Below are 23,367 nucleotides of genomic sequence, written 5' to 3'. Positions count from 1 at the left end.
GCCCTGTGCCCGGCCCTCCCGGCGCGGCTCAGGCGCGGCTCAGGTGCGCCGGGAGCTGAGGGCGCAGGCCCCGGCCACGGCCGCCGCCGCGATCAGTGCGGCGATGCCCAGCGGCAGCCAGGGCACCGTGACCGTGCCGCGCGGCGAGCCGGTCACCAGGCCGCTGACCGCGGCGTTCGCGGGCGATCCCGCGGCGACGAGCAACAGCAGGGCGGCCAGCGCGCCCGTGGGGATCGCCCAGCCGGGGCTGCGCACCACCGGCCGGTTGGCCAGCGCCCCGACGGCCGTGCCCAACAGGACGCAGCACAGGGCCGTGAGCGCCCCGGCGAGGGTCGCGGGACCCATCGGTACGGCGACGCGGTGGTCGGCGCTGTGCGGATCGGAGACCAGCGCGGTGAAGGCCGTACCGAGCGCCCCGAGCGCCGCCGCGGCCAGCGCGGCGACGGACACCGCCGCCAGGTGCGCGCGGCCGGGGCCGACGGCCGCCGCGGCACAGGCCCGGGCGGCGGGCGGCTCGGCGGTCACGCCGGCCCGCACCAGCCACGCGGCCACGGGCAGCAGAGGTGCCGCGACGTACCCGAACCCGTCGAGCACCGGGTCGCCGGCCCGGATGCCGATCGCCACGTACGCGGCGTACAGGACGGCGGGCGGCAGCCAGCGGTGCGAACCGATGAGCAGCGCGAAGTGGTAGCGGAGCAGCGGGATCACGGGGATTCAGGCCTCGGTGCGGTCCGGTCGGTACGGGCTTCTTCGGGGGTCACGGCGTGGATGTGCCAGGGCGGGCGGGCCGTCAGCAGGGCCTGCAGCAGCGTGTCGGAGTGCGCGGCATGCACGGTGAACCGGGTCGTGCCGTCCGGGCCGGGTGCGGTGACGGGCGTCCCCGGGAGGCTCTCGGGCGGTACGGCGCCGGGCGGTCCCTGCGCCACGACGGTCACACGCGGACCCGGCGCGGCGCCCACCGTGCGCGTGGCCGTCTCCTGGGGCCGCAGGCGCGCGTCCACGACCCGATAGGACGCGTCCGCTGCACCGGCCAGGCGCGCCGGGTCGTGATCGACGAAGACGACGGTCCCACCTGCCGCGACGCGCTCGGCCACCGCGCGGTCGAGCATGCCGCGCGCCGTGCGGTCCAGGCCGGTCCACGCCTCGTCCAGGACGAGCAGTTCGGGCTCGGCGAGCAGCGCCTGGGCCACGGCGACCTTCTGGCTGGTGCCCTTGGAGAGCTCCGCGAGCGGCGTACGGGCGTGGCCGGCCGCCCCGAAGCGCTCCAGCCACTCCGTGGCCCGGCGGGCCGGCTCGGCACCGTGCAGCCCGTGGACGCGCCCGAGGTGGCTGAGGTATCCGAGGGCGGTGAAGGGCAGCGCGGCGGGGAAGCGCTCCGGTACGTACGCGGTGCGCGGGCGTCCCGTGACACGGCCCGTACTGGGCACGTCGATGCCGGCGAACAGGCGCAGCAGCGTCGACTTGCCGCTGCCGTTCGTGCCCTCGAAGCGCAGCAGCGCGGCGCGCGGCACTTCGAGGTCGACGTCGCGCAGCACCCAGGGGCCGCGCAGCCCGTACCGCCGCCCCACCTTGTGCAGCTTCATGCGGATCCGCCTCCGTGCCGGCGCTCGTTCCTCAGCCGTTCGAGGCCGCTGCGGGCTTGGCCTCGCTCGGGCGCACGATCACGAAGCCCTCGCCGTCGAGACGCAGCTGTACGGCCTCCCCCGAGCCGCCGCGGATCATCGACCCGACGCTCTGCGAGCGGTGCAGCGAGGTCGTCAGGGCGGCGCTCCAGCCGACCACCGCGTCCGTGTCGACGTGGACCGGCAACTGCGGGCTGACGGGGATGACGATCGGGTTGCCCTCGCACATCACGCCGAGCTGGCCGTGGCCGGTGAACACGGAGTTGAAGAGCCCGCCGCCGGTCATGCCGGCGCCCTTCACGACCTTTATCTCGTAGGACAGCGTGGAGTCGAAGCACAGGATGTTGCGCCCGTTGAGCGTGATGCTGTCGCCGGGGGCGAGGTCCACGATGAAGCAGTTCTGCGCCTCGTGCGCGAACCACACCTCCCCCTGACCGCGCACGGCCATCAGGGCCAGCCCCTCGCCGGTGACCGCACGCTTGAGGAACTTGCCCACCCCCTGGCCCTGCTTCTCGAACTGGAGGTTGCCGCGGAAGGCGACCATGGAGCCCTGGCGCGCGTAGCACTCGCCGTCCACCGCGTACTTGATGGACTTGGCGTTCTGCAGCGTCATACCGGGGGCACTGGCCTGCGTGACCAAATGCTCGGACGAGAAGAGTTCGCTCTGCATGAGGAGGATGATCGCCCGGAACGTTCCCCTCCGCCAACAGCGGCCGGGCGGGCGGCGGGCTCCGGCCGCCTCGCCGGGGGAATGTCGGTGGCGGCTGGCAGACTGAATCCGTGAGCAACACCGAGACTCCCCTGAGCAGCACCGACACCACCGTGAGCAGCGCCGACGCCCCGGGCACACCGGCCGCGGCGGACAGCGGGCCGCCGCCGTCCGCCGCTCCGCGCCGCGCGGAGACCGACCGCGACGCGGCACCGCAGTTCGTGCTGCCGCTGGTCGTCCGCCTGGAGAAGGCCGCACCGCCGGCGCGTACGGACGCGCTGGAGACGGCCGCGCGTGCGGTTCTCGTGCTGCTCTCGGACGAGCGCTCGCTCGGCGAGGGCGAGTGGGCCGCGGCCGTGCGGGACTGGCAGGACGCGCGGATCCGCAAGGTCGTGCGGCGGGCACGGGGCGCCGAGTGGCGCCGCGCCGCGGCGCTGCCGGGCATCACGGTCGACGGCGGCTCCGCCGAGGTGCGGGTCTTCCCGCCGGTGCCGCTGGACGGCTGGCCCAAGGAGCTGGCCAAGCTCCAGGTCTCGGGGACCGAGCTGGACGATCCGGAGCCGCCGGCCGCGCCCGATCCGGACGGCCCGGTGCTGTGGCTGAGCCCGGATCTGGAGATGTCGGCGGGCAAGGCGATGGCCCAGGCGGGACACGGCGCGCAGCTCGCGTGGTGGGCGCTGCCCGAGGCCGAGCGGACGGCCTGGCGCACGGCCGGCTTCCCGCTGGCCGTCCGTACGGCGGCCCCGGACCACTGGGCGGAGCTGACCCGCAGCGACCTTCCCGTCGTCCGCGACGCGGGCTTCACAGAGATCGCCCCGGGCTCCTGCACGGTGGTCGCGGATCATCCGGCGCTTCGGTAGCAGGATGATCGCCGGCCGGCCGGCGCTGCGGTAGCACCCGGCGCCGGGGCGGGACCGAGGTGGGCAGCCGCGGAACCGTCGAGCGCTGCGTCCGGCGGTCGTCCAGAGGTGGCCCGCTGGGCGCTCAGAGGCCGTTCCACGTGCGGCGGTTGCGGGCGACGGTGTGGATGCGGTCGACGACCGCCGGGGCCAGTACGCCGCCGAGCGTGCCGAGGGCCACGACCGCCTGCGCGCCGGCCACCAGGCGCACCTCCGGCTCGCAGTGCGCGCCCGTCTCCCGCTCCTCCGGCAGCTGTTCGATGTAGCGAGGGCCGACGAGCACGAGTACGGGGTGGACGGGCACGGGGAAGCCGCAGCCACGGGTCAGCGCGTACGTCGCGCGCACGGCACGCTGCCGGGTTCGGCGCACGTACGGCTGCGGGCGTCGCCCGTACCCCGGGCGCACGTCGGTGGCGTCGGCCCGTACCCGCGCGCCGCGCACCGCCTCCGTGGCGAGGCAGAAGACGCCGCCCGGCCCGATGAGGAGGTGGCTGATCTCGCTCCCGGGCGGCAGCGGCAGGGAGTGCAGTACGTGCCAGCCGCCGCGGCCCAGCCGCTCCAGCTCCGCACCCACGGCGCTCTCCGCGGCGAGCCGGCGCCGCCAGTCGTCCTGCACGGGGCGGCGGCCGAGGAGCCTGGCCCCAAGGAGGGCAGGCCCGTCGAGCGGGTGTTCGGCGAGGAAGGTGCGCAGCGTCTCCCCCGGGCGGTTCGGCGCGAGGTCGTCGTCCGGCGGGAGGAACAGCCGGTCGGGGTCGCGCGGCAGGAAGAGCCGGTCCGGGGCGCGTGGCCGGAAGTGCCGTTCGGGGTCGTCCGGTGTCGGCTTCACGGACATCACCCCTTGCGGGACTCGCCTCCGGCGGGAGACCGCCGCCCTGCGGGACCCGCCCCTCACCCATGGGACCAGCCGCGTACGGCGTGGGCAAGAGCGAGTGAAGCTACGCAGAAGGGGGGCCGGCAACGTCCGCAGAGGGGTGGGAACGGGCGTCCGCGCGTGGTACATCGTGATGATGCCGATGTCGACGTTGAAGGAAGCGGACCTCGCGGATCCGTCCCGGCTCGAAGCCGCGCTGCGCACCAATCTGGCGGCGTTCGAGCGACGCGAGGTACCCGTACCGGAAGGCGTGCGGAGCGCCGCCGTATGCCTCACCGTGGTCCCGTTCCGCGACGAGCCGCACGTCCTGGTGATCAAGCGAGCGCCGCGCGGCCGCAACGCCGGGCAGTGGGCGCTCCCGGGCGGCCGCCTGGACGAGGCCGAGTCGGCACAGGAGGCGGCGCTCCGGGAACTGGCCGAGGAGACCGGCGTAGAGGCCGGCCCGGAGGAGGTCGCCGGACTGCTGGACGACTTCCGTACCGAGTCCGGCTTCGTGATCACGCCGCTGGTCGTCGTCCCCCGGGGCCCTGTGCAGCCGCGCCCCGACCTGAAGGAGGTGCAGTCGCTGCACCACGTACTGCTGCGGCGGCTGATGAAGCCGGACCTGCCGCGGTGGGCGACGGCTCCGGACGGCGGGCCGCTGCTGCAGATGCCGTTGCGTGCGGGGATGGTGATCCACGCGCCGACCGGCGCACTGCTGTGGCAGTTCCGCGAAGTGGCCCTCCTCGGGCGCGCGACGCGGGTCGACACGGTGGCCCAGCCGGAGTTCACCTGGCGGTGAGCCGCCGTGCGGTGGGCGGCGACCGCTGCCTCTTCGGGGCGGGCGCCCCGCGGCAGGCGGGCACCACGGGCCACGTACCGTCTCTTACGTGCTCACCTCACTCCTCGGCTTCACGGTCGTCGCCGCGCTGCTGACCGTCTCCCCCGGCCCGGACTTCGCGATCGTGCTGCGTACGGCACTCGGCTCGGGGCGGCGCGCCGCACTGTGCAGCGCCCTCGGCATAGCGGCCGGCTGCTTCGTGTGGGGACTCGCGGGCGCGGTCGGGCTCACGGCGATGCTGTCGGCGTCCCGGGTCGCGTACGACGCGCTGCGGATCGCGGGGGCCGCGTACCTGATGTGGCTCGGCTTCCAGGCGCTGCGCAGCGCGCGACGCTCGGCCCGGACGTCCTCCGGGGAGGGCGCCGCGGGGACCGTGCAGGACGGGACCGAGGCCGCCGGGCCGCAGACCCCGTGGCGCGCTTTCCGCACCGGCCTGCTGACGAACGTGCTGAACCCGAAGGTCGGCGTGGTGTACATGTCGCTGCTGCCGCAGTTCATCCCGCACGGAGCGCCGGTCGTGGCGACCACCCTGCTGCTGGTCGCCGTCCATGCCGTCCTGGGCGTGGTCTGGCTCGGCGCGGTCACGCTCGCCGTCCACCGCGCGCGGGCCGTCTTCCGCCGCCCGCGGGTCCGCCGCCGCCTCGAACAGCTCACCGGGACGGTCCTCTTCGGACTCGGCGCCGCGGTGGCCGTGGAGACCACCCGCTGACGGGAGGCGAGCCGTACGTCCGTACGCCGTGAGCGAGACGTCTCCGGACGCCACAGGGCACACGTCTCCGGGCGCCTCAAGGCACACGTCTCCGGACGCCGCGGAAAGCGAGCCTCCGTGCCCCGCGGACGACGCGCCTTCGTGTGCCGCAGGAGGCAGGTATACGTGTGCCGCGAGAGGCGGGCACACACACGCCGCGCCACGCGCGTATTCGTACGGCGTGCAAAGGCGGGGAAAAGCTCAGATCCGGCTCTGAACTCGGCGGACCGACGGTTCGTCCTCCTCAGAGGGGTGATGAGTACGGAAGCACCCGGGAGTCGGAGCGGAGGGGGAGCGATGGAGCAGCCAGGGCGAACCGGGCACGCGGAGAGCCGCCGGGAGCGGCGCACCGGACCGGAACCCGGATACCGGCTCGGCACCGGCATCGGGTGGCGGCCCGAGATCGCCGACGGGATCGCCGCACTGCCCGGGATCGACTGGGTCGAGGTCGTCGCGGAGAACATCTGCCCGGGCCACCTCCCGCCCGCCCTCGAAGCCCTGCGGGCCCGCGGCACCACCGTGGTCCCGCACGGCGTCTCCCTCGGGCTGGGCGGCGCCGAGCGGCCGGACGCCGGCCGGCTGGCCGCGCTGGCCGAGCGCGCCGAAGCGCTCGCCGCGCCCCTCGTCACCGAGCACATCGCCTTCGTGCGGGCCGGCGGCGAGCTGACCGGCGGGCCGCGCATGGAGGCGGGGCACCTGCTGCCCGTGCCCCGTACGTACGACGCGCTCGACGTGCTGTGCGAGAACGTACGCATCGCACAGGAGGCGCTGCCGGCCCCGCTCGCCGTGGAGAACATCGCGGCACTGATCAACTGGCCCGGCGAGGAGCTGACCGAGGGGCAGTTCCTCGCCGAACTGGTCGAGCGGACCGGTGTGCGGCTCCTCATCGACGTGGCGAACCTGCACACCAACCACGTGAACCGGGGCGAGGACCCGGCGGCGGCCCTGGACGCGCTGCCCGTGGAGGCGATCGCGTACGTCCACGTCGCGGGCGGTTTCGAGCGGGACGGGGTGTGGCACGACAGCCACGCGCACCCCGTGACGCAGCCCGTCCTGGACGTGCTGGCCGAGCTGTGCGCCCGCGTCACCCCACAGGGCGTGCTCCTCGAACGCGACGAGAACTTCCCGCCCGTGGCGGAACTCGCCGCCGAGCTGGCTGCCGTACGAAGCGTCGTGAAGGAGGCCGGTGCCCATGACCGAGCGACTGCCTGACCCCCGGCCCGGCAGCCGGCCCGGCGGCCGGAACACTCGCGCCCGGCACGTACGGGAGGAGAACGCGCCCGACTCCGCCCTCGACCAGCGCGTATCGGAGGGGACCACGTCCACCCGAAGCGCATCGGACCACGGCGCCGCCGCCCGAAGCGCGTCCGAGCAGGACGCGGCCGACCGGAAGGCGTCCGGCCGGGACGCGTTCGCCTCCCGAGGGACCGAGGCGGCGCGGCGGCGGCTGGCCGCGGCACAGGAGGAGCTGCTGGCCGCGCTGGTGGCGGACGGCGCCGACCCGGCGGGGTTCGACGCCGAGCGGCTGTCCGTGCAGCGGCGCGCGCTGGCCGCCAAGCGGGCGGACGTGATCGCCGCGGTCGCTCCGGAGCTGCCCGGCATACTGGGAGCGGACTACCGCACCGCCTTCCTGGACTACGCGCAGGGCCGGCCGATGCGCGGCGGCTACCGGCGCGACGCGCTGGACTTCGCCGGCCATCTGCTCGCCCTCGGCCTCCCGGCGCATCCCACGGCGCGGCGGCAGCTGACACAGTGGTGGCGCGACCGTGCGGGCCCCACCCCGCCGTCGGACCGTCCCGCGGCACGGCTGACCCGGCTGGCCCGCACGCTGACCGGCCTGCTGCCCCGACTCGGGGACGAGCGGCCGGCCGGGGACGGCACGGCAGGCGGGAACGGCACGGCGGGCGGCGGCCGGAGCGGGACCCTGAACGTGCCGGAAGGTGCCTCGCGGGTGGAGTATGTCGACAGACCCCGGAGTGGGAGGTAATCACGTTGTCCTTCGCGCAGTTGGTGTACCTGGCCGTCGCCGCGTCCTCGGTGGTGCTGATCGCCGGTACGGTCCACACCCGCCGCGCCGCGCCGTCCCCCCGGGCGGTGCTCGTCGACGTGCCCTCGCACGACCTCTGGGAGAACGCTTTCCTCGCCGGCGGCCCCGGCCGGGTCGCCGACGCGGCGATCGCCGGGATGCACAGCGACGGCCGGCTGGCGATCGGCGGCCCGGGAACGGTCTCCGCGCGCCGTCCCGCCGTCTCCCACGACCCGGTCGAGTCCGCGGTGCTGGAAGGGCTCGCGCGGACGCCTGGCGGCGCCCTGGCGCGGTTGCGCCCGACAGTCATGCGCAGCGGGGCCGTCCAGCAGATCGGCGACCGGCTGGCGGACCGCGGCCTGCTGCGCCGCCCGGAGGCCGGCCGGCCGTGGCGGCAGCTGGCCCGGCTGCAGATCGGCGCGTGCATGTGCGTCTTCTTCCTCGGCATCTTCCAGTCGGTGACGGGTGCGCTGGACGACGGCGCTCCGCAGTACCCGCAGAACATGCCGTTCGTACTCAAGGTGACGCCCGCTGTGTTCGCGGGGATCTTCATCGGCACGCTGTGCCGGAATGCCGTACGCCGTCGCATCACGAAGGACGGCAAGCGCGCCCTGAAGCGCTTCCGTACGGCCAACAAGGCGGCCGCCGCCGGCCCGGCGGGCCTGCCCGCCGCGCTCGCCGTGGCCGTCGGGGGCGCGGCTCTGCTGACCGACCGGGCGCTGCGAGAGCACCTGCTGGAGGCGCAGCGGGCGGCGCGCAGACCCGCAGCGGCCAACGCGATGTCCGCCAACGGGTCGTCGCCGGGAACGGGCTGGAGCGGCGCCGGTGACACCGGCGGCCTGTGGTGCGGCTCCTCCGGCGGCGGAACGGGCTGCGGCAACGCCTCCTGCGGCGGCTCCGCCTCAGGCACCGGCGGCCCCTCCTGCGGGGGCGGCCACTCCTCGGGCGGCCACAGCTCCGGCGGCCACTCCTCCTGCGGAGGCTCCAGCAACTGACCCTTCGGGGCGGGACGTCCGCAGCGCCCCGAAGGGGGCCCGTAGAGCGCGGCCTCAGAAGCGCAGGGGGGTCCAGAAGACCCAGGAGGACCAGAAGGCCCAGGAGGCGAGTCGCCCACCCGCTTGCAAAGTCGTCAACGTACCAACGAGGGGCGGCTGTTGAGTCGCGGTTCGGGGAACAAGGGTGCGGGCCGGGGCGCGCGGATTAGCGTGCGGGAGCGCACCAGGAGGCACCATGCGATCCGTCACCGGAACCGGACTCGTCGTCGCCGCACTCGTCGCGACGGCAGCCGCACTGCTCTTCCCCATCCTGTCCTTCGCCGGGCTCTCGGCAGCCGGCACCGACATCAACGCGGGCACCGTGGCCACCCGTTTCGGCCCGCTCTCCGCCCTCGACCGCGACTTCGTCAACAAGGTCCGGCTGGCCGGACTCTGGGAGCTGCCGGCCGGGCAGCAGGCGCGGGAACGCGGCACCACGAAGGCCGTACGGACCGCGGGCGATCACCTCGTGAGCGGCCACGCGGCCCTCGACCGCCACGTGCTGAGGGTGGCGTCACAGCTCGGCGTCGACCTGCCCAACCAGCCCAACGCCCAGCAACAGGGCTGGCTCTCGGAGCTGGAGGCGGCGCGCGGCAGCGAGTACGACCGGAAGTTCGCCAACATCCTCCGGCTGGCACACGGCAGGGTCTTCACGGTTGTCGCGCAGGTCCGCGCGACGACGCGCAATTCGCTGGTACGCGGGCTGGCGGACGATGCCAATACGACCGTGCTCGACCACATCACCGTGCTGGAACGCACCGGCGACGTGGATTTCGACGGCATCGCCCGGGACACCCAGGCGACCGGCTCGCCGACGCCGCCGGCCACGCCCCCGCCCGCACCGCCGTCCCCGGCCGCGCCCGCGGCACCCGCGCCGCCCGAGCCCGCCACCCCGTCCGCGGCCTTCTCCCTGCCGCCGGCGGCCTCCACACCCGCGCCGGGCTCCCCCGGCCGCGGCGGACAGGGCCAGGGCGGAGGGCAGGGCCAGGAGGGGCGAGGACAAGGCCAGGAGAACCGGCAGCGGGGCCAGGAAGGCCGGGAGGAGCGCCCGCCCCGAGAGGAGCAGGCCCGCGAGGGGCAGGGCGGCCGGGGCGGGCCTAAAGACGACAGCGGCGCGGCGCATTCGGCGGCGAATGGGTGAGACGGCCGGTCCCGTCCAGGGGCGTGCGGGGGTCTTCGGGTATCCGCCGCGCGCCCCTTCAAGGTCTCTTCCGGGGCATCCCTTCCGACACCGGCGCCCGGTGCTTTACATCATCAAATTGCCGCTCAAGTATCCCTTTTGTCACACCCGATGACGCCCGGCCGGAGGCGGCACGGTGACCCACGAAGGGACGGCTTGTGAAGGCAGTAGCGTTGTTCGGCACCATCGGGTCACTGGTTCTGGGCACTCTGGCGGCCGCACCGGCGGCCGGGCTCCCCGCACCCGCAGCCGCCCCCTCACCCGCGTTCCCGTCCACGTCCGCTCTCCCGTCCGCCCCCGCGCCCGCGCCCGCGAAGATCTCCTGGGGGCGCTGCCCCGCCGCGGAGCACCTGCCGTCCGGCGTGGAGTGCGGCAAGGTCCGCGTGCCGCTGGACTACGCGCACCCCGAGGGCAAGAAGATCGACCTGACCGTCAGCAGGCGGCATGCCACCGGCCCCAAGAAGGAGCGGCAGGGCGCCCTCCTCTACAACCCCGGCGGCCCCGGGGGCAATGCGATGCCCTTCCCCATGTACGCCGAGCTGCCCGAGTGGCGCCGTACGGCACGTGCGTACGACTTTGTGGGCTACGCGCCGCGCGGCGTCGCCCGGTCGGCACCGCTGTCCTGCGAGGACCCGAAGAAGGCCGCCGGGAAGGCCCCTTCGGACAGCCCCGTGCGCCCCTCGGAGCGCTTCAAGCAGAAGAAGATCAAGGAGGCGCAGGCGTACGCCGAGGGCTGCGCACGCCGGTCCGGGGCGGCGCTGAAGCACTACAACACGCTGAACAACGCACGTGACCTCGAGATGCTGCGGGCCGCGCTGGGCGAGAAGAAGCTCACCTTCATGGGTGCGTCGTACGGCACGTACCTCGGGGCCGTCTACGCGACGCTCTTCCCGGGGCACGTGCGCCGCATGGTCTTCGACAGCGTGGTGAACCCGGACCCGGACCAGGTCTGGTACCGCAACAACCTCCAGCAGAACATCGCCTTCGAGGGGCGCTGGAAGGACTGGCGCGGCTGGGTCGCCAAGCACCACAAGACCTACGGCCTGGGGAAGACGGCGGAGGCGGTCGGCCGGTCGTACTACCGCGCGGCCGCGCAGCTGCGGCGCAAGCCGGCGGGCGGCAAGGTCGGTCCGGCGGAACTGCAGGCCGCGTTCCTGACGGCCGGCTACAGCGACCACTACTGGCCCATCCGGGCCGCCGCGCTGTCCCGCTACCTCAAGGGCGACCCGAAGCCCCTGATCGCGCAGGCGGCGCCGGACCCGGCGGACGCGGTGGCGGACGAGAACGGCGACGCGGTCTACACGGCCGTGGAGTGCAACGACGCGGTCTGGCCGCGGAACTGGTCCACATGGGACCGCGACAACACGATGGTGGCCCAGGTCGCGCCGTTCGAGACCTGGGACAACGCGTGGATGAACCTGCCCTGCGCCTTCTGGCCGCGGTCCCCGCACGAGATGGGGCAGCGTCCGCTGGACGTCCGTACGGCCCCCGGGGCGCTGCCCCCCGTACTGCTGCTGGCGGCGGAGCGGGACGGTGCCACGCCGTACTCGGGCGCGCTGGAGCTGAAGCGGCGGCTGGCCGGGTCGCGGCTGGTCACCGAGCGCGACGCCGGTCAGCACGGCATCGCCTTCAGCAAGAACGACTGCGTGAACAAGTACACCGAGGACTACCTGCTCACCGGGCGGGTCCCGGCGCGCGACGCGTTCTGCAAGCCGCACGCGGAGCCCGAGCCCGGTGAGAAGTAGGAGCGGGCAGTGAGAGCCCGGCCGGCAGCTCTACTGAAGGGCCCCGGCCGGCAGCCGTACTGAGGGGCTGAGCCGGCTGCGGGGCCGATGGCCGTCAGGCCAGCCCGGCCACCAGCTCCGCGACCGGCTTGCGGCGGCCGGTGTAGAACGGGACCTCCTCGCGGACGTGCATCCGCGCCTCGGAGCCGCGCAGGTGACGCATGAGGTCGACGATGCGGTACAGCTCGTCGGCCTCGAAGGCGAGGATCCACTCGTAGTCGCCGAGCGAGAAGGACGGCACGGTGTTGGCGCGCACGTCCGGGAAGCCGCGGGCCATCTTGCCGTGGTCCGCGAGCATGCGGCGGCGGTCCTCGTCGGGCAGCAGGTACCAGTCGTACGAGCGCACGAACGGGTACACGCTGACGTAGTTGCGCGCCTCCTCGTCGGCCAGGAAGGCCGGGATGTGCGACTTGTTGAACTCGGCGGGGCGGTGCAGCGCCATGTTCGACCAGACCGGCTCCAGGGCGCGGCCGAGCTTCGTGCGGCGGAAGAGGTTGTACGCCTCCTGGAGCGCGTCCGAGCTCTCCGAGTGCCACCAGATCATCACGTCGGCGTCGGCGCGCAGGCCGGACACGTCGTACGTGCCGCGGACCACGACGTCCTTGGCGGCGAGCTGCTCGATCAGCTCGTCGACCTCCTCGGCGTAGCCGCTGCGGTCCTCGGGGAGGGCGGCACGCAGCTTGAACACCGACCAGAGCGTGTAGCGGATGACCTCGTTGAGGTCCTTCGCCTTCTTGCCGGCGTTCGGGGTCTTCTCGGGCGCGGGCCCAGGGGTGGCGTCAGTCATGCGTCCATTCTCACTCGCTCGCCGGGGTGCCCGGCGCCAGGGTGGCCAGTACGGCGTCGGCGGCCTTCGTGGCGCTCGCGACGCAGGCCGGGATGCCCACGCCCTCGTAGAGCGCGCCGCACACCCGGAGGCCGGGGAGCCGTTCCACGGCCTCGTCGATGCGCGCCACCCGCTCCAGGTGGCCCACGGGGTACTGCGGCAGGCCGCCGTCCCATCGGGTGACCGTGGTGTCGACGGGCCGGGCGGCCAGCCCCACGGCCTCCCCCAGGTCGCGCAGCGAGAGGTCCACCAGCTCGGCGTCCTCGCGCGCCAGGTCGGCGGTGTCCCCGTAGCGCCCGATGGAGGTACGCAGCACGAAGAGGTCCGGATCGGCGGCGTCGACCCAGCCCCACTTGTTGCTCGCGAAGGTGGCGGCCTTGATCTTGTGCCCGTCGACCGGCGGCACGAGGAAGCCGCTGCCGGTGAGCCGGCCCTCGACGTCGGCACGGCGGAAGGCCATGGTCATCAGGGCCATGGAGGCGTACTCGACGCCGTCCAGCTCGGTGGCGGCGACGGGGCTCTCGTGGCGGAGGAGGCGGGCCGCGGCGGGCGCGGGGCAGGCCAGCACGACGGCGTCGGCCGTCAGGACCCGGCCGCCCGTGCGGATCTCCCACGCGGCCTCGCCCGCACGCCGTACCTCGTCCACGGCCGCGTTCAGGACGATCTCGCCGCCCTTGGCGCGCACCGCGTCGGCGACCGCGCCCGGCAGCGTTCCGATGCCCCCGTCGATGCCCATGAAGACCGGCCCGGCCGCCGCGGGCCCGGTCTGGTGCACGGTGGCGGCCGTGCGCGCCTGGATGGCCCGTACCCCCTCGGTCAGGGAGCGGTGTTTCCGCGCGGCTTCGAAGAGCTGCGGGACTGCGGCCTTCATGGAGATGCGGTACGCGTCGCCCGCGTACACCCCGCCGAGCAGCGGTTCGATGAGCCGGTCGACGACCTCGCGGCCCAGCCGCTCGGCGACGTACGCGCCGACCGCGACGTCCTCGCCGACCTCGGTGCGCGGCAGTTCCGCGTCCTCCTCGATGCGCGCGAGGCCGGCCTCGGAGAGCACTCCGGAGGCGGCGAGCGGCGCCGGGCCTCCGGGGACGCCCATGACGTGGCCCTTGGGCATCGGGCGCAGCGCGCCGCGGGTCCAGAGGGAGGCGGTGGCGGTGGACGGCGGCTGCAGCCGGTCGCCGAGGCCGACGGCGCGCGCGAGCTCGACCGCCTCCGGGCGCCTGGCGAGCATCGACTCGGCGCCGAGGTCGACCGGTACGCCCGCGACCGCGCCGGCCTTCAGCTTGCCGCCGAGCCGTCCGGACGCCTCCAGTACGGTCACCCGCGCGCCGCCGTCGAGCGCGCGGTGCGCGGCCGCGAGGCCCGCGATGCCGCCGCCGACCACGACGACGTGACCGGGCGCGTGGCCCGAACGACCGGGCGCCTGGCCCGTACCGGTATGCGCAGTGCTCATGCCCCCACTCTCTCAGAGCCCGCCCGGCACCCGGACGGCACCTCACCGGTGGCCCCGAGGGTGAGCGGCCCACCTCACCGGCGGTGCCCGGGGGGGGCGGATCCGGCTGAGGGGGCGGGCCGACCGGCCGATACGCGAGCCCTGGGCACTGGTCCGGCCCTCAACTAGGCTCGCCGCGGCACGGACGGACCGACCGGAGGTGGGGGCGCCATGGCCCTGCGCGACCCGCAGGCCGGACGCGACGGGCCCGATGGACCCGACGCGCGCCGCGGCCCCGAGCGGTCGGCGGCCGACCGGGTGCTCGCACTGCTCGGCGCCTTCGACGACGCGCACCGCAGCCTGACCCTGACCGCGCTGGCCCGGCGGGCCGGCCTGCCGCTCGCCACCGCACACCGGTTCGCCGGCAAGCTGACGGAGTGGGGCGCCCTGGAGCGCCGCGCGGACGGCCGGTACGAGATCGGGCTGCGGCTGTGGGAGATCGCCGTACTGGCGCGGCGCGGCGTGGGACTGCGTCAGGCCGCGCTGCCCTTCATGGAGGACCTCTACGAGGCGACGCACGAGAACGTCCAGCTCGCCGTGCGGGACGGCCTGGAGACCGTGTACATCGAGCTGATCTCCGGGCGGTCCGCGGTCGGAGTGCGCACCCGGGTCGGCGCGCGCTGGCCGCTGCACGCCACCGGCGTGGGGCTCGCGCTGCTGGCGTACGCACCGCCCTCCGTGGTCGCGCAGGTGTGCGCCGCCCCGCTGCGCCGCTTCACCGAGCGCACGATCGGCGACCCGGCGCTGCTGCGGTCGGTACTGGCCGACGTACGCACCTCCGGGGTGGCGGTCAGCGAGCGGCAGATCACGATGGACGCGGTGTCCGTGGCGGCGCCCGTCCGCGGCCCGGACGGACGGGCGGTCGCCGCGCTCTCGGTCGTCGTCCCGGTACGCGAGGGCCGCGCGGCACTGCTGGCACCGGCGGTACGCGTCGCGGCGCAGGGCATCGCGCGCAGCCTGCCGCCGGCTCTCTGACCGCCTACTGCCCCTCTCGCGGCCGGGAGCCCCAGCACGCTCGGCGCCCCTCGCGCCCGGGTACCTGGGCCCCCTTGCGCACCGGGAACCTCCGCGCACTCGGGGCCCCTTGCGCACCGAAGCGCGGTGCGCAACCCCCGTGCACGCATGTTTCCAGCTGCTGGAAGGGGCCCTTGTCCGCTCCTGAGGCACGCCGCAGAGTCTGGTGGACCCCGGGGGCCGCCCGGGTCCCCTGTGCGTCGAGGAGGCCGCGCCATGCCCGTTCCCACCGCATTCGCCCGCGACCAGTGGTACGTCGCCGCGTACGGCAGCGAGGTCGGCGGCGAGGAGGTGCTCGCCCGTACGGTCTGCGGGGAGCCGCTGGCGCTCTACCGCACGCCGGACGGGCAAGCCGCCGCGCTCGCCGACCGCTGCGTCCACCGCCGCTACCCGCTCTCCGAAGGCACGCTGGAGGACGGCCGGCTGGTCTGCGGCTACCACGGCTTCACCTACGACCGGGCCGGCACCTGCGTCTCCGTACCGGGTCAGACACGAGTGCCGCGCACCGCGCGCGTCGCCTCGTACCCGCTCGCCGAGCTGGACGGATTCATCTGGGTGTGGATCGGCGACCCGGCGCGCGCCGACGTGTCCGCCGTACCCCGCGCCCCCTGGCTCGCCGATCCCGGCTGGACGGTCGTCCGCGGCATGGAGCCGCTCCGGGCCCGATACGGGCTGCTCGTCGACAACCTGCTGGACCTCTCGCACGAGACGTTCCTGCACGCCGGGTACATCGGCACGCCGGAGGTCGCCGCCACCCCGATCATCACCGAGGCCGACGAGGAGCGCGGCATCGTGCGGGTCAGCCGGCACATGGACGACGCCGAGTGCCCGCCCTTCTACGCCGACTCCACCGGCCTGCAAGGGCGGGTCAGCCGCTGGCAGGACATCGAGTACCACGCGCCCTGCCTGTACCTGCTGCACAGCCGGATCGCGCCGGTCGGCTCGGTACCGGGCGCGGACGGCAGCGACCCGGACGCGTTCCACACCGAGATCGCGTACGCCATCACGCCGTCCACCGAGACCACCACGTACGACTTCTGGCTGGTGGCCCGGGACTTCGCCCGCGAGGACGAGAAGGTCAGCGACTTCCTGCACGAGTTCAACCGCACCGTCGTCCTTCAGGACGTGACGGCGCTGGACATCCTGGAGCGGGTCACGGCCGAGGAAGAGGGCCGCCGCGTCCAGGAGCTGAGCGTCGGCATCGACACGGGTGGCCTGGCGGCGCGGCGCATCCTGGAGCGGATGATCGCCCGGTCGGAGAGGCCGGACGCGGCCGCGCCGCCGGCCGGGGCGCCGGGCACTCCGGCGGTCGGCACGCCGGGCGCCCCGGAAGCGGTGGCGGCCCGATGAGTGACGCCCTCCTCGCCCCCCTCAGCTCCCTCGGCAGGCTCGACACCCTCGACCTGCTCGTCGTCCGCAAGCAGGCCGTCGCCGAGGGCGTGTGCGAGCTGTCGCTGCGCCTCCCGGACGGCGGCTCGCTGCCCGCCTGGTCCCCCGGCGCGCACCTGGACCTGCACCTCGCGCCCGGCCTCGTACGCCCGTACTCGCTGTGCGGCGATCCCGCCGAACGGACCGAGTGGCGGGTCGCGGTGCTGCGCGAGACCGCGGGCACCGGCGGCTCGTCGTACGTGCACGACCGGCTCGCGGCCGGCGACAAGGTCACGGTCTCGGCGCCCCGCAACCACTTTCCCTTCGCGCCCCCGGCCGCCCCTGCCGCCCGCTGCCTCTTCCTGGCCGGCGGCATCGGCATCACCCCGCTGCTCCCGATGGTCGCCGACGCGCGGGCCTCCGGGGCGGACTGGCGGCTGCTCTACGGGGGCCGCACCCGCGCCTCCATGGCGTACGCCGACCAACTCGCCGCATACGGGGAGCGCGTCACGCTGCGCCCCGAGGACGAGTTCGGGCTGCTGGACCTGGCGGGCTTCCTCCGCGATGCCGACGCGGCCGCCACCCAGGTGTACGCGTGCGGCCCCGAAGCGCTGCTCGCCGCGGCCGAGGAGCAGTGCCGCGCGGCGGGCCTGCCCGACGGCGCACTGCACGTGGAACGCTTCCGCCCGCCACCGGCCGCGGCCGGCTCCGTCGGGGACGACGCGGCCGGAGACGACACGGCCGGAGACAACACGGCCTTCGACGTCGAACTGGCCGACTCGGGCCGCACCGTACGCGTACCGCCCGGCCGCTCGGTCCTGGAGGCGCTGGAGGACGCCGGTGTACAGGTGCTCTCGTCCTGCCGCGCCGGCACCTGCGGCACCTGCGAGACCGAGGTCCTCTCCGGCACCCCCGACCACCGCGACCAACTCCTCACGGACGCGGAACGATCGGCAGGCGACACCATGCTCATCTGCGTCTCCCGCGCCCGCACCCCCTGCCTGCGGCTCGCCCTCTGACACCGGAACGGGCCCGGCCGCCGGGCAGCAGGCCGCCGCCCCACCGGGGCCCGTTCCGTCCTGCCCCTGGTGCGCACCCCGCGCACCGTGCAAGCTGTCATGCCCCTGCCGACGCCTCTGCCGATGCTCCTGCCGTACGTACTGGCCGTGAAGGGATCACCGATGCCGCGCTTCTCCCCCGCTCCGGCCACCCGGTCCGCCGACGCACCGCCGACCGGGCGCGGCCGATGGCAACCGCACCACACCCTGTGGGCGATGCTGCTAGGCGGCTGGCTCTTCTCGTACGCCGACCGCTCGATCACCGGACCCGTCGTGACCTGGCTGATCGAGAACGACCACGGGATGCTCGGCTCCGCCACCCATCCGCACGCGCTCGGCGGCCTGATCGGCAGCCTCTTCTTCGCCGGGTACATGCTCACGCAGTTCCCCGGCGGCTACCTGGGCGACCGCTTCGGACACCGGTCGATGATCGCCATCTCCCTGCTCTGGGCGGGCGTCACCACCCTCGCCAGCGGCTTCGTCGGCGGGCTGCTGGCGTTCGTCGTGCTGCGGGTGCTGACCGGGCTCGGCGAGGGCGTCTTCTACTCCAACGACCGGACGCTGATCGCCCGGCACTCGCCGCCCGAGAAGGCGGGTCTCGGCATGGGAGTGGCGATCACGGGGCTGGCGCTCGGCCTGACCGTCGCCACGATCGGCGCGCCCCACCTGATCGACTGGGGTGCCGGCACGTTCGGGACGGCGGGCGCGTGGCGCATGCCCTTCATCGTGCTGGGCGCGGCAACGCTGGTCTTCGGGCTGGCCATGACCGGCTACCTGCGGCGGCTCGGCGGTCCGCTGAAGGCCGGCGGGCCGGCCCTGCGGCTCATCGGCATCTCCGTGGTGCTGTGCGCCGCCGTGGTGGCGGTCTACCTGATCGCCGACGGGATCGGCCTGCCCGCCTGGGGCGTGGCGGTCGCCGAGTGCGCCCTCGCGTTCCTCCTCATCGGCGCGGTCTTCGCGCGCCGCGGCACCCGCATGGGCTCCGTCGCCCGCAACCGCAATGTGCTGCTCCTGTGCTTCGCGTTCATCGCGGTGATGTGGAATCTGTGGTTCTTCAGCTTCTGGTCGGTGTCGATCGTTGCCGACGCGGCGACGAGCTCCTTCGCCAAGGCGGCGCTGGTGGCCACCTTCAACGCGGGCGCCGGCATCCTCGGCTTCCCGGCCGGCGGCTGGCTCTCGGACATCGCCAAGCGCCGCGGCTGGGGCCGCCGCCCGATGATCGTGGCCTCCGTCGTCGTGCAGGGGCTGCTGGTCGTGGTCTTCGGCGCCTACCTGCAGCTGGCCGGCAAGCCGTCCCTGGTCCTGATGTCCGTACTGCTCTTCGTCACCAGCCTGGTCTTCAACGCGCTCCAGCCGATGGTCCACGCGCTCCTCAACGACGTGGTCGACCCGGCAGAACGCGGCGCCGCCTTCGGCCTGTTCAACCTCGTCAGCGAGATCGGCGCGGTGGTCAGCCCAGCACTCGGCGGCGCCCTCTTCGACGCGTACCGCACCTGGGTACCGGCGATCTACCTGGACGGCGCCCTCATGCTCGCCAGCGCAGCCCTGTACGCCCTGGTACGGGAATCCACCACACCAACACCGCCCCTGGCCACCGCCTAGCCCACGCACCCACCCCCGCGCCCCTCGCGCCAGTCCTTCACGGACTGCCCCTGCGCATCCCACCGACGCTCTTCCAGCAACGTCAGCCCGTCATCGGAGAACACGTGCTCCGAGGCGAGCGTGCCCGTTCGGGTGCCACGTCCTCGACACCCCGGCAGGACTGCCCGTACGGGCAGTGCCCTCGGAATGGAGCGTGCCGTCCTGGTACCACTCACGACAGTCCCCGTGCAGCACCCCGTCCACGTAGGAATCGCGGCTGATGACGACCCCGCCCATCCACTCCTCGACCTCGCCGGTGAACGGCTCTCCCCGGTACAGGAGCACATAGCCCGCTTCCACCTCGGGGTCGTCGATGTCGATACGCGGCACGTGAACGCCTTCCTGGTCAGCCCTTCCTGGTCAGCCCGGGGGCCGGATTCCTGCCGGTTTCCCCATCACCGATTCGATAAAAGCAGCGGCTTCGACCTCGGTGATCTGGACGAGGCCGATGTCGCTGTGCCCCGATGCGTAGAGCTTGTAGGGCCTAAGGTATTCGGTCGGTTCCCAGCGGAGATTGCGGGTGAACGCCTCGTCGCACGTTTCGGACTCCCTGCCGACCAACCGGCGCCGCAGAATCCCCTTCGGGCTGCTGCGCAGATACCCCTCACCGATCTTCGCGTAATACGAGATCCGGCCTTCTGACCCGGAATCAAGAGCATCGAGCGTACTGGGGGCGAGCGAGAGAAACGGCTCGGCGTCCAGATTCGATTCGAGGTTCCCGTGCGGAATCATCACGCCGTACAGGTCGATGAACTCCTCGATGGAATACCCGCCACCCCGCTCGAACATCAGCAGCAGGGGCGCGTACGGGTCAGCCGGCGCACTCGGCTCTGCCGCTCCCTCACGGAGAGCGGCCCAGCGCACGGCGCCCCGGCACACCCGCCGGGTGGACGGGGCGCCGAGCTTCGACACGTACTCCTCCAACTCGGCCGCGAGCCCGGGGTCGGGCTCGAAGCCAGGGGCGGCGTACTCCGTGACGTCGAAGAACGGCCACTCGGTCTCGGCACCGTACGCGCGCGCCCAGAGGGCGGCACGGCGCAGGTACTCCCGCATGAGCAGCGCACGCGACCGCCGGTGGCTGTTGGCCTTGTCCCAGTCGCCGTACCAGTCGACGGTCCGGAGCCGCTCCAGCACACCCCGCGGGAGACGCCCACTCATCAGCTGATTCCGGTGAGCCTTTCCGTCATCGTCTCGATGAACGCCGCGGCCTCGGCCTCGGAGATCTCCACGTGGTCGATGTCGTTGTGCCCCAGCTCGTAAAGGCGCAGGTACTCCGTCGGCTCCCAGCGGAGATTGCGGGTGAAGGCCTCGTCGTGCGTCTCGTCCCCATTGCCGATGACGCGGCGCCGGACGATGCCCCGGGGACTGCTCCGCGGAAAGCCCTCACTGATCTTCGCGTAGTACGTGATCCGTCCCCGGCCGTCGAGAGCGTCGAGCGTGGCGGGCGCGAGGGTGAGGAACGGAGTGGCGGAGATGTTGTTCTCCAGGCTCCCCCGCGGAATCGCCACCCCTTGCAGATCGATGAACTGCTCGATGGCGTAACCACCGCCGCGTTCGAACATCAGCAGCAGCGGCTCGTACATGTCGGGCAGGTCCGGCAGCTCCGCCTTGGTCTCCGCGCGCACCGCCGCCCAGTGCACGGCACCCCGGCACGTCTTCTGGATGGAGGGCGTGCCGACGTGCAGCCGGATGTATTCGTCGAGTTCGGCCGAGATATCGGCATCCAGTTGGACGGACGGATCCACGTACTCCGCGACGTCGAAGAACGGCCACGCGTCCTCGGCGCCGTACGCCCGGGCCCAGAGCGCGGCGCGGCGCAGGTACTCGCGCATCAGCAGGGCCCGAGAACGGGCGTGCCCGAGCGACACGCTGAAGTCGTCGTCCCAGGTGACGCCGCGAATCCGGTCGAGGACGACGCGTGGTTCCTGTGCGGTCACTTCAGGTTCAGCCCCTTCGAACGCAGCTCCTGTGCGACAGCCTTCACTACGTCGTCGATGTTGGACATGTCTTCGCGGAGCACGACGTCGGGTTCCTTGAGCCCCAGCGAGCTCCAGTGCTTGAAGCCGCCCTTCCGCTCATTCGGTGCCAGCTCGTGCGCCCCGGCGTCCCGAGGTGTCTCGGGCCACTTCCGATAGTACTTGCCGTCGTTCGGGTCCACTTCCCACATGTGCGGGTGCGGCTGCGTGTACGGCATTCCCGACTGCATGAGCCGGCTTTCCACGTACTCGTGCGCCATCAGAGAACGGAAGCGCAGCATTTCGGCTTCCGAAAGGTCCCCTCGCTGCGCCTTGGGCCAGAGCTCGGCGATATCGTCGGCCGGCTCGAAAAGGCCGTGGCGGACATCGTTGGGTCCGACGGTCACATCGTGCTGCGCCCGGAACAGGTGCGTCTTCACCTGCCGCAGCACAGACTCGTCGACGCCGGTGTGCCGCGAAATGCTGGGCAGGTCCACCCGGTTCGGTGTCGCGCGAATCTCGTCGTAGACGCGGCCCGCGAATTCCGAGGGCTCCGTCACCCAGTAGGCACCGCCGGGGCCGCCCGGACCGCCCTCGCGAGGCAGGTCCGTATCGCCGGCGTCCGGCCCGTCGCCACCGCGGGCTTCGTCCGCACCGTCCGCCGCATCGTCCCCCAGGTCCCCCGCGTCGTCCGCCAAGCCTCCGGCGTCGTCGCTCGTCCTTCCGAGGTCGTCGGTGAGGGAGTCGGTGTCCTTGCCGAGGGTGGTGGCCAGGTCGTCGGGCGTGTGGCTGCCGAGCCTGATGGCGCCGGCGTCGTGCGGTACGGGAACCCTGCCGAACAGGTCGGTCTGCTCGGCCTTGATCAGTGCGAGCTCTTCCGGGGTGACGCCGGGCAGGCGCTCCTTCTCGTACAGCGCGTGGCCGTCCATCTTGGCCGCGAAGCTGTCCGCCGTGTGGAACTGCAGCTCGAATACCTGGCCGCTGACCGGGTCGCGCCAGGTCGAGTTGATGCCCTTGTAGCCGGCCGAGTCCCAGGTGTTCTTGAACGTGACGTTCTCGAACCCCTTCGCCTGGAGGTCGTGGATCGCCTGCTGCACACCGTGGGTGTAGTTGTTGCCCGGTACCTCCATCGTGTAGCGGATGGAGTCCTTGATGTCGCCGAGCACCCGGCCGTGGTCCACGCCGATGTCCTCGAGCATGTCCGTGGCGAGCTTGCGCTTGAGGGAGTCCTCCCCTTTGAGGCGGTACTCCAGGCCGATCAGCTTGCCGTCGTCGACCTTGCCCGCGATGCCCTGCATCGAGTCGGTGATCCGCGGCTCCGCCTCGGCGGACCGGCGCATGAAGTCGTCGGCGGCGGCGTTCGCCTCCCGGTCCAGGCGCAGGCCGTTCTCGCCGGCCCAGGAGCCGTCGGGGAGGTTGCCGCGAGGGCCCTCGGGCATGGCGGGGCCGAGTCCGCCGAGGTCACCGCCGTGCGGCGGGGGCGGCAGGTCGGACCCCGAACCGCCGGGCAGGTCGTCGCCGACGCCGCCCGGGGTGTGGTCCCCACCGCCGGGCGTGTGGTCGCCGCCACCCGGTGTGTGGTCCCCGCCGCCCGGAGTGTGCTCGCCGCCCGTGGGGCCGTCGCCGTGTCCTCCCGCGGGCCGTTCGTGGCTCGCGGAGGGGCCGCGTCCGAGGTCGTCGGCGTGGCCGCCGGGGAGGTGGTCGGCCAGGCCGCCGGGGGCATGGTTGCCGGGCACGCCGTCGCCTGTGTGGGCGCCCGGCGTGGTCACGTCGTCGCCGATGCGGCCGGTGTCGCCGAGGGTGGTGTCCAGGCTGTCGCCCAGCCGGACGTGGCCGGCGTTGTCGGCGGCGTGCACGCCCGCGCCGACCAGCGACGGCTGCTGGGCGTGGGCCGGCGAATCCACCCGGGGGGTGTCGGCGCCGGTGGTGGGGTGGGCGGCCCTGTCGACGGTGTCGGCGGGCGCGTCGGTGAGCGTGTTGCCGTGTTCGTCGAGGTAGTTGCCCTGGCCGTCGAAGTACCGGGCCGGCTCGCCCGGGTTGGTGGGCAGTTTGGTGGCGTTCTCGGGGAGTGCCGGGACGTCGTCGGGGAGTCTGACGTTGCCGTCGGGCAGCCTGGTCGCGCCTTCGGGTACGGCCGCGCCCTCGGGGAGGCGCACGGTGCCGTCGGGGAGCTTGAGCGAGCCCTCGGGGAGCTTGATGGCGTCCGCGGGGAGGGCCGGTACGTCGATCTTGCCGATGCCCTTGATGCTCTTGGCGATGTCGCCGATCTTGGACAGGCTCGCGCCGGCGCCCTTGGCGACATAGGTCATCGGGTCGATGACCT

The 23,367-nt window shown here is 73.5% G+C and carries 18 protein-coding genes and 3 pseudogenes; 11 read left to right on the top strand and 10 right to left on the bottom strand.

Translation table 11 applies throughout. The features are described 5' to 3' along the window. Positions 1-39 precede the first annotated feature (39 nt). From ABZ840_RS31345 to ABZ840_RS31335, 3 genes are read right to left on the bottom strand one after another with little or no spacing between them, the layout of a single operon-like run. Complete coding sequence (locus tag ABZ840_RS31345) at positions 40-708, bottom strand: ABC transporter (RefSeq protein ID WP_361565284.1); 669 nt, start codon at positions 706-708, stop codon at positions 40-42. Beyond that, entirely contained in the window at positions 705-1,583 is an 879-nt protein-coding gene (locus tag ABZ840_RS31340) for an ATP-binding cassette domain-containing protein (protein ID WP_361565281.1), read from the bottom strand. The genes ABZ840_RS31345 and ABZ840_RS31340 overlap by 4 nt, the downstream gene beginning before the upstream one ends. 31 nt (positions 1,584-1,614) lie before the next feature. After that, positions 1,615-2,292, bottom strand: coding sequence for an AIM24 family protein (locus ABZ840_RS31335; RefSeq protein WP_361565279.1), 678 nt, complete (start codon positions 2,290-2,292; stop codon positions 1,615-1,617). A 152-nt stretch (positions 2,293-2,444) separates the two neighbouring features. Here ABZ840_RS31335 and ABZ840_RS31330 point away from each other — a divergent pair, with 152 nt between their 5' ends. After that, positions 2,445-3,191, top strand: coding sequence for a peptidyl-tRNA hydrolase (locus tag ABZ840_RS31330; RefSeq protein WP_361565531.1), 747 nt, complete (start codon positions 2,445-2,447; stop codon positions 3,189-3,191). Between the two features lie 124 nt (positions 3,192-3,315). Here ABZ840_RS31330 and ABZ840_RS31325 read toward each other — a convergent pair whose 3' ends face one another. Next, on the bottom strand, positions 3,316-4,056 hold the full coding sequence (locus ABZ840_RS31325; RefSeq protein WP_361565276.1) for a nuclease-related domain-containing protein: 741 nt from the start codon (positions 4,054-4,056) through the stop codon (positions 3,316-3,318). A gap of 187 nt (positions 4,057-4,243) precedes the next feature. Between ABZ840_RS31325 and ABZ840_RS31320 the strand changes: the two genes are divergently transcribed. From ABZ840_RS31320 to ABZ840_RS31295, 6 genes and pseudogenes are all read left to right on the top strand, one after another. After that, entirely contained in the window at positions 4,244-4,882 is a 639-nt protein-coding gene (locus ABZ840_RS31320) for a CoA pyrophosphatase (RefSeq protein WP_361565273.1), read from the top strand. An 88-nt stretch (positions 4,883-4,970) separates the two neighbouring features. Continuing rightward, positions 4,971-5,630 carry a LysE family translocator gene (locus tag ABZ840_RS31315; protein WP_361565270.1) on the top strand — a complete coding sequence of 220 codons (660 nt, stop codon included), beginning with the start codon at positions 4,971-4,973 and terminating at the stop codon, positions 5,628-5,630. A 336-nt stretch (positions 5,631-5,966) separates the two neighbouring features. Then, a pseudogene (locus tag ABZ840_RS31310) lies at positions 5,967-7,227 on the top strand (DUF692 domain-containing protein); the annotation flags it as partial. 434 nt (positions 7,228-7,661) lie between these two features. Then, positions 7,662-8,690 (top strand): TIGR04222 domain-containing membrane protein, encoded by a 1,029-nt coding sequence (locus tag ABZ840_RS31305; RefSeq protein WP_361565267.1) that lies wholly within the window; start codon positions 7,662-7,664, stop codon positions 8,688-8,690. Positions 8,691-8,925: 235 nt separating this feature from the next. Then, positions 8,926-9,669 (top strand): annotated as a pseudogene (locus tag ABZ840_RS31300) (DUF4142 domain-containing protein); the annotation flags it as partial. Positions 9,670-10,067: 398 nt separating this feature from the next. Then, positions 10,068-11,654, top strand: coding sequence for an alpha/beta hydrolase (locus ABZ840_RS31295; RefSeq protein ID WP_361565264.1), 1,587 nt, complete (start codon positions 10,068-10,070; stop codon positions 11,652-11,654). A gap of 94 nt (positions 11,655-11,748) precedes the next feature. On the opposite strand, the gene hemQ is transcribed toward ABZ840_RS31295, so the two are convergent. After that, positions 11,749-12,480 carry a hydrogen peroxide-dependent heme synthase gene (hemQ, locus tag ABZ840_RS31290; protein WP_361565261.1) on the bottom strand — a complete coding sequence of 244 codons (732 nt, stop codon included), beginning with the start codon at positions 12,478-12,480 and terminating at the stop codon, positions 11,749-11,751. A gap of 10 nt (positions 12,481-12,490) precedes the next feature. Then, on the bottom strand, positions 12,491-13,969 hold the full coding sequence (gene hemG / locus ABZ840_RS31285) for a protoporphyrinogen oxidase (protein ID WP_361565258.1): 1,479 nt from the start codon (positions 13,967-13,969) through the stop codon (positions 12,491-12,493). 210 nt (positions 13,970-14,179) lie between these two features. Between hemG and ABZ840_RS31280 the strand changes: the two genes are divergently transcribed. The 4 genes from ABZ840_RS31280 to ABZ840_RS31265 all read left to right on the top strand — a co-directional run bounded on the left by ABZ840_RS31280 (position 14,180) and on the right by ABZ840_RS31265 (position 19,050). Beyond that, positions 14,180-14,983, top strand: a complete 804-nt coding sequence (locus tag ABZ840_RS31280; RefSeq protein ID WP_361565255.1) for an IclR family transcriptional regulator — start codon at positions 14,180-14,182, stop codon at positions 14,981-14,983. A gap of 255 nt (positions 14,984-15,238) precedes the next feature. Then, a complete protein-coding gene (locus ABZ840_RS31275) occupies positions 15,239-16,372 on the top strand; it encodes an aromatic ring-hydroxylating dioxygenase subunit alpha (RefSeq protein WP_361565252.1) in 1,134 nt (377 codons plus the stop codon). Then, a complete protein-coding gene (locus tag ABZ840_RS31270) occupies positions 16,369-17,409 on the top strand; it encodes a PDR/VanB family oxidoreductase (protein WP_361565249.1) in 1,041 nt (346 codons plus the stop codon). The genes ABZ840_RS31275 and ABZ840_RS31270 overlap by 4 nt, the downstream gene beginning before the upstream one ends. A 99-nt stretch (positions 17,410-17,508) precedes the next feature. Next, on the top strand, positions 17,509-19,050 hold the full coding sequence (locus ABZ840_RS31265) for an MFS transporter (RefSeq protein ID WP_361565246.1): 1,542 nt from the start codon (positions 17,509-17,511) through the stop codon (positions 19,048-19,050). Positions 19,051-19,140: 90 nt separating this feature from the next. Here the strand turns inward: ABZ840_RS31265 and ABZ840_RS31260 are convergent, their stop codons facing one another. The 4 genes and pseudogenes from ABZ840_RS31260 to ABZ840_RS31245 form a co-directional block, all read right to left on the bottom strand. Further along, the gene (locus tag ABZ840_RS31260; protein WP_361565243.1) at positions 19,141-19,419 is read right to left on the bottom strand and encodes a hypothetical protein; all 279 of its coding nucleotides are present in this window, start codon (positions 19,417-19,419) and stop codon (positions 19,141-19,143) included. 30 nt (positions 19,420-19,449) lie between these two features. Then, positions 19,450-20,223, bottom strand: a complete 774-nt coding sequence (locus tag ABZ840_RS31255; RefSeq protein WP_361565241.1) for a hypothetical protein — start codon at positions 20,221-20,223, stop codon at positions 19,450-19,452. Positions 20,224-20,246: 23 nt separating this feature from the next. After that, positions 20,247-21,026 carry a hypothetical protein gene (locus ABZ840_RS31250; RefSeq protein WP_361565238.1) on the bottom strand — a complete coding sequence of 260 codons (780 nt, stop codon included), beginning with the start codon at positions 21,024-21,026 and terminating at the stop codon, positions 20,247-20,249. Then, positions 21,023-23,367 (bottom strand): annotated as a pseudogene (locus ABZ840_RS31245) (hypothetical protein); the annotation flags it as partial. The pseudogene ABZ840_RS31245 and the gene ABZ840_RS31250, both read right to left, overlap by 4 nt.

Origin of the sequence: Streptomyces sp. NPDC047117 (genome assembly GCF_040643545.1) — a bacterium.
In the GTDB taxonomy this organism is placed as follows: domain Bacteria; phylum Actinomycetota; class Actinomycetes; order Streptomycetales; family Streptomycetaceae; genus Streptomyces.
Note: the sequence above shows the minus strand (reverse complement) of the source record. Positions and strands in the feature narration are given on the sequence as shown.

What these genes read in the sequence shown, in the direction of transcription:
- hemG (WP_361565258.1), bottom strand. Translation starts at nt 13,969, where the DNA reads ATGAGCACTGCGCATACCGGTACGGGCCAGGCGCCCGGTCGTTCGGGC.
- ABZ840_RS31275 (WP_361565252.1), top strand. Translation starts at nt 15,239, where the DNA reads ATGCCCGTTCCCACCGCATTCGCCCGCGACCAGTGGTACGTCGCCGCG.
- ABZ840_RS31340 (WP_361565281.1), bottom strand. Translation starts at nt 1,583, where the DNA reads ATGAAGCTGCACAAGGTGGGGCGGCGGTACGGGCTGCGCGGCCCCTGG.
- ABZ840_RS31265 (WP_361565246.1), top strand. Translation starts at nt 17,509, where the DNA reads ATGCCCCTGCCGACGCCTCTGCCGATGCTCCTGCCGTACGTACTGGCC.
- hemQ (WP_361565261.1), bottom strand. Translation starts at nt 12,480, where the DNA reads ATGACTGACGCCACCCCTGGGCCCGCGCCCGAGAAGACCCCGAACGCC.
- ABZ840_RS31335 (WP_361565279.1), bottom strand. Translation starts at nt 2,292, where the DNA reads ATGCAGAGCGAACTCTTCTCGTCCGAGCATTTGGTCACGCAGGCCAGT.
- ABZ840_RS31270 (WP_361565249.1), top strand. Translation starts at nt 16,369, where the DNA reads ATGAGTGACGCCCTCCTCGCCCCCCTCAGCTCCCTCGGCAGGCTCGAC.
- ABZ840_RS31280 (WP_361565255.1), top strand. Translation starts at nt 14,180, where the DNA reads ATGGCCCTGCGCGACCCGCAGGCCGGACGCGACGGGCCCGATGGACCC.
- ABZ840_RS31320 (WP_361565273.1), top strand. Translation starts at nt 4,244, where the DNA reads ATGTCGACGTTGAAGGAAGCGGACCTCGCGGATCCGTCCCGGCTCGAA.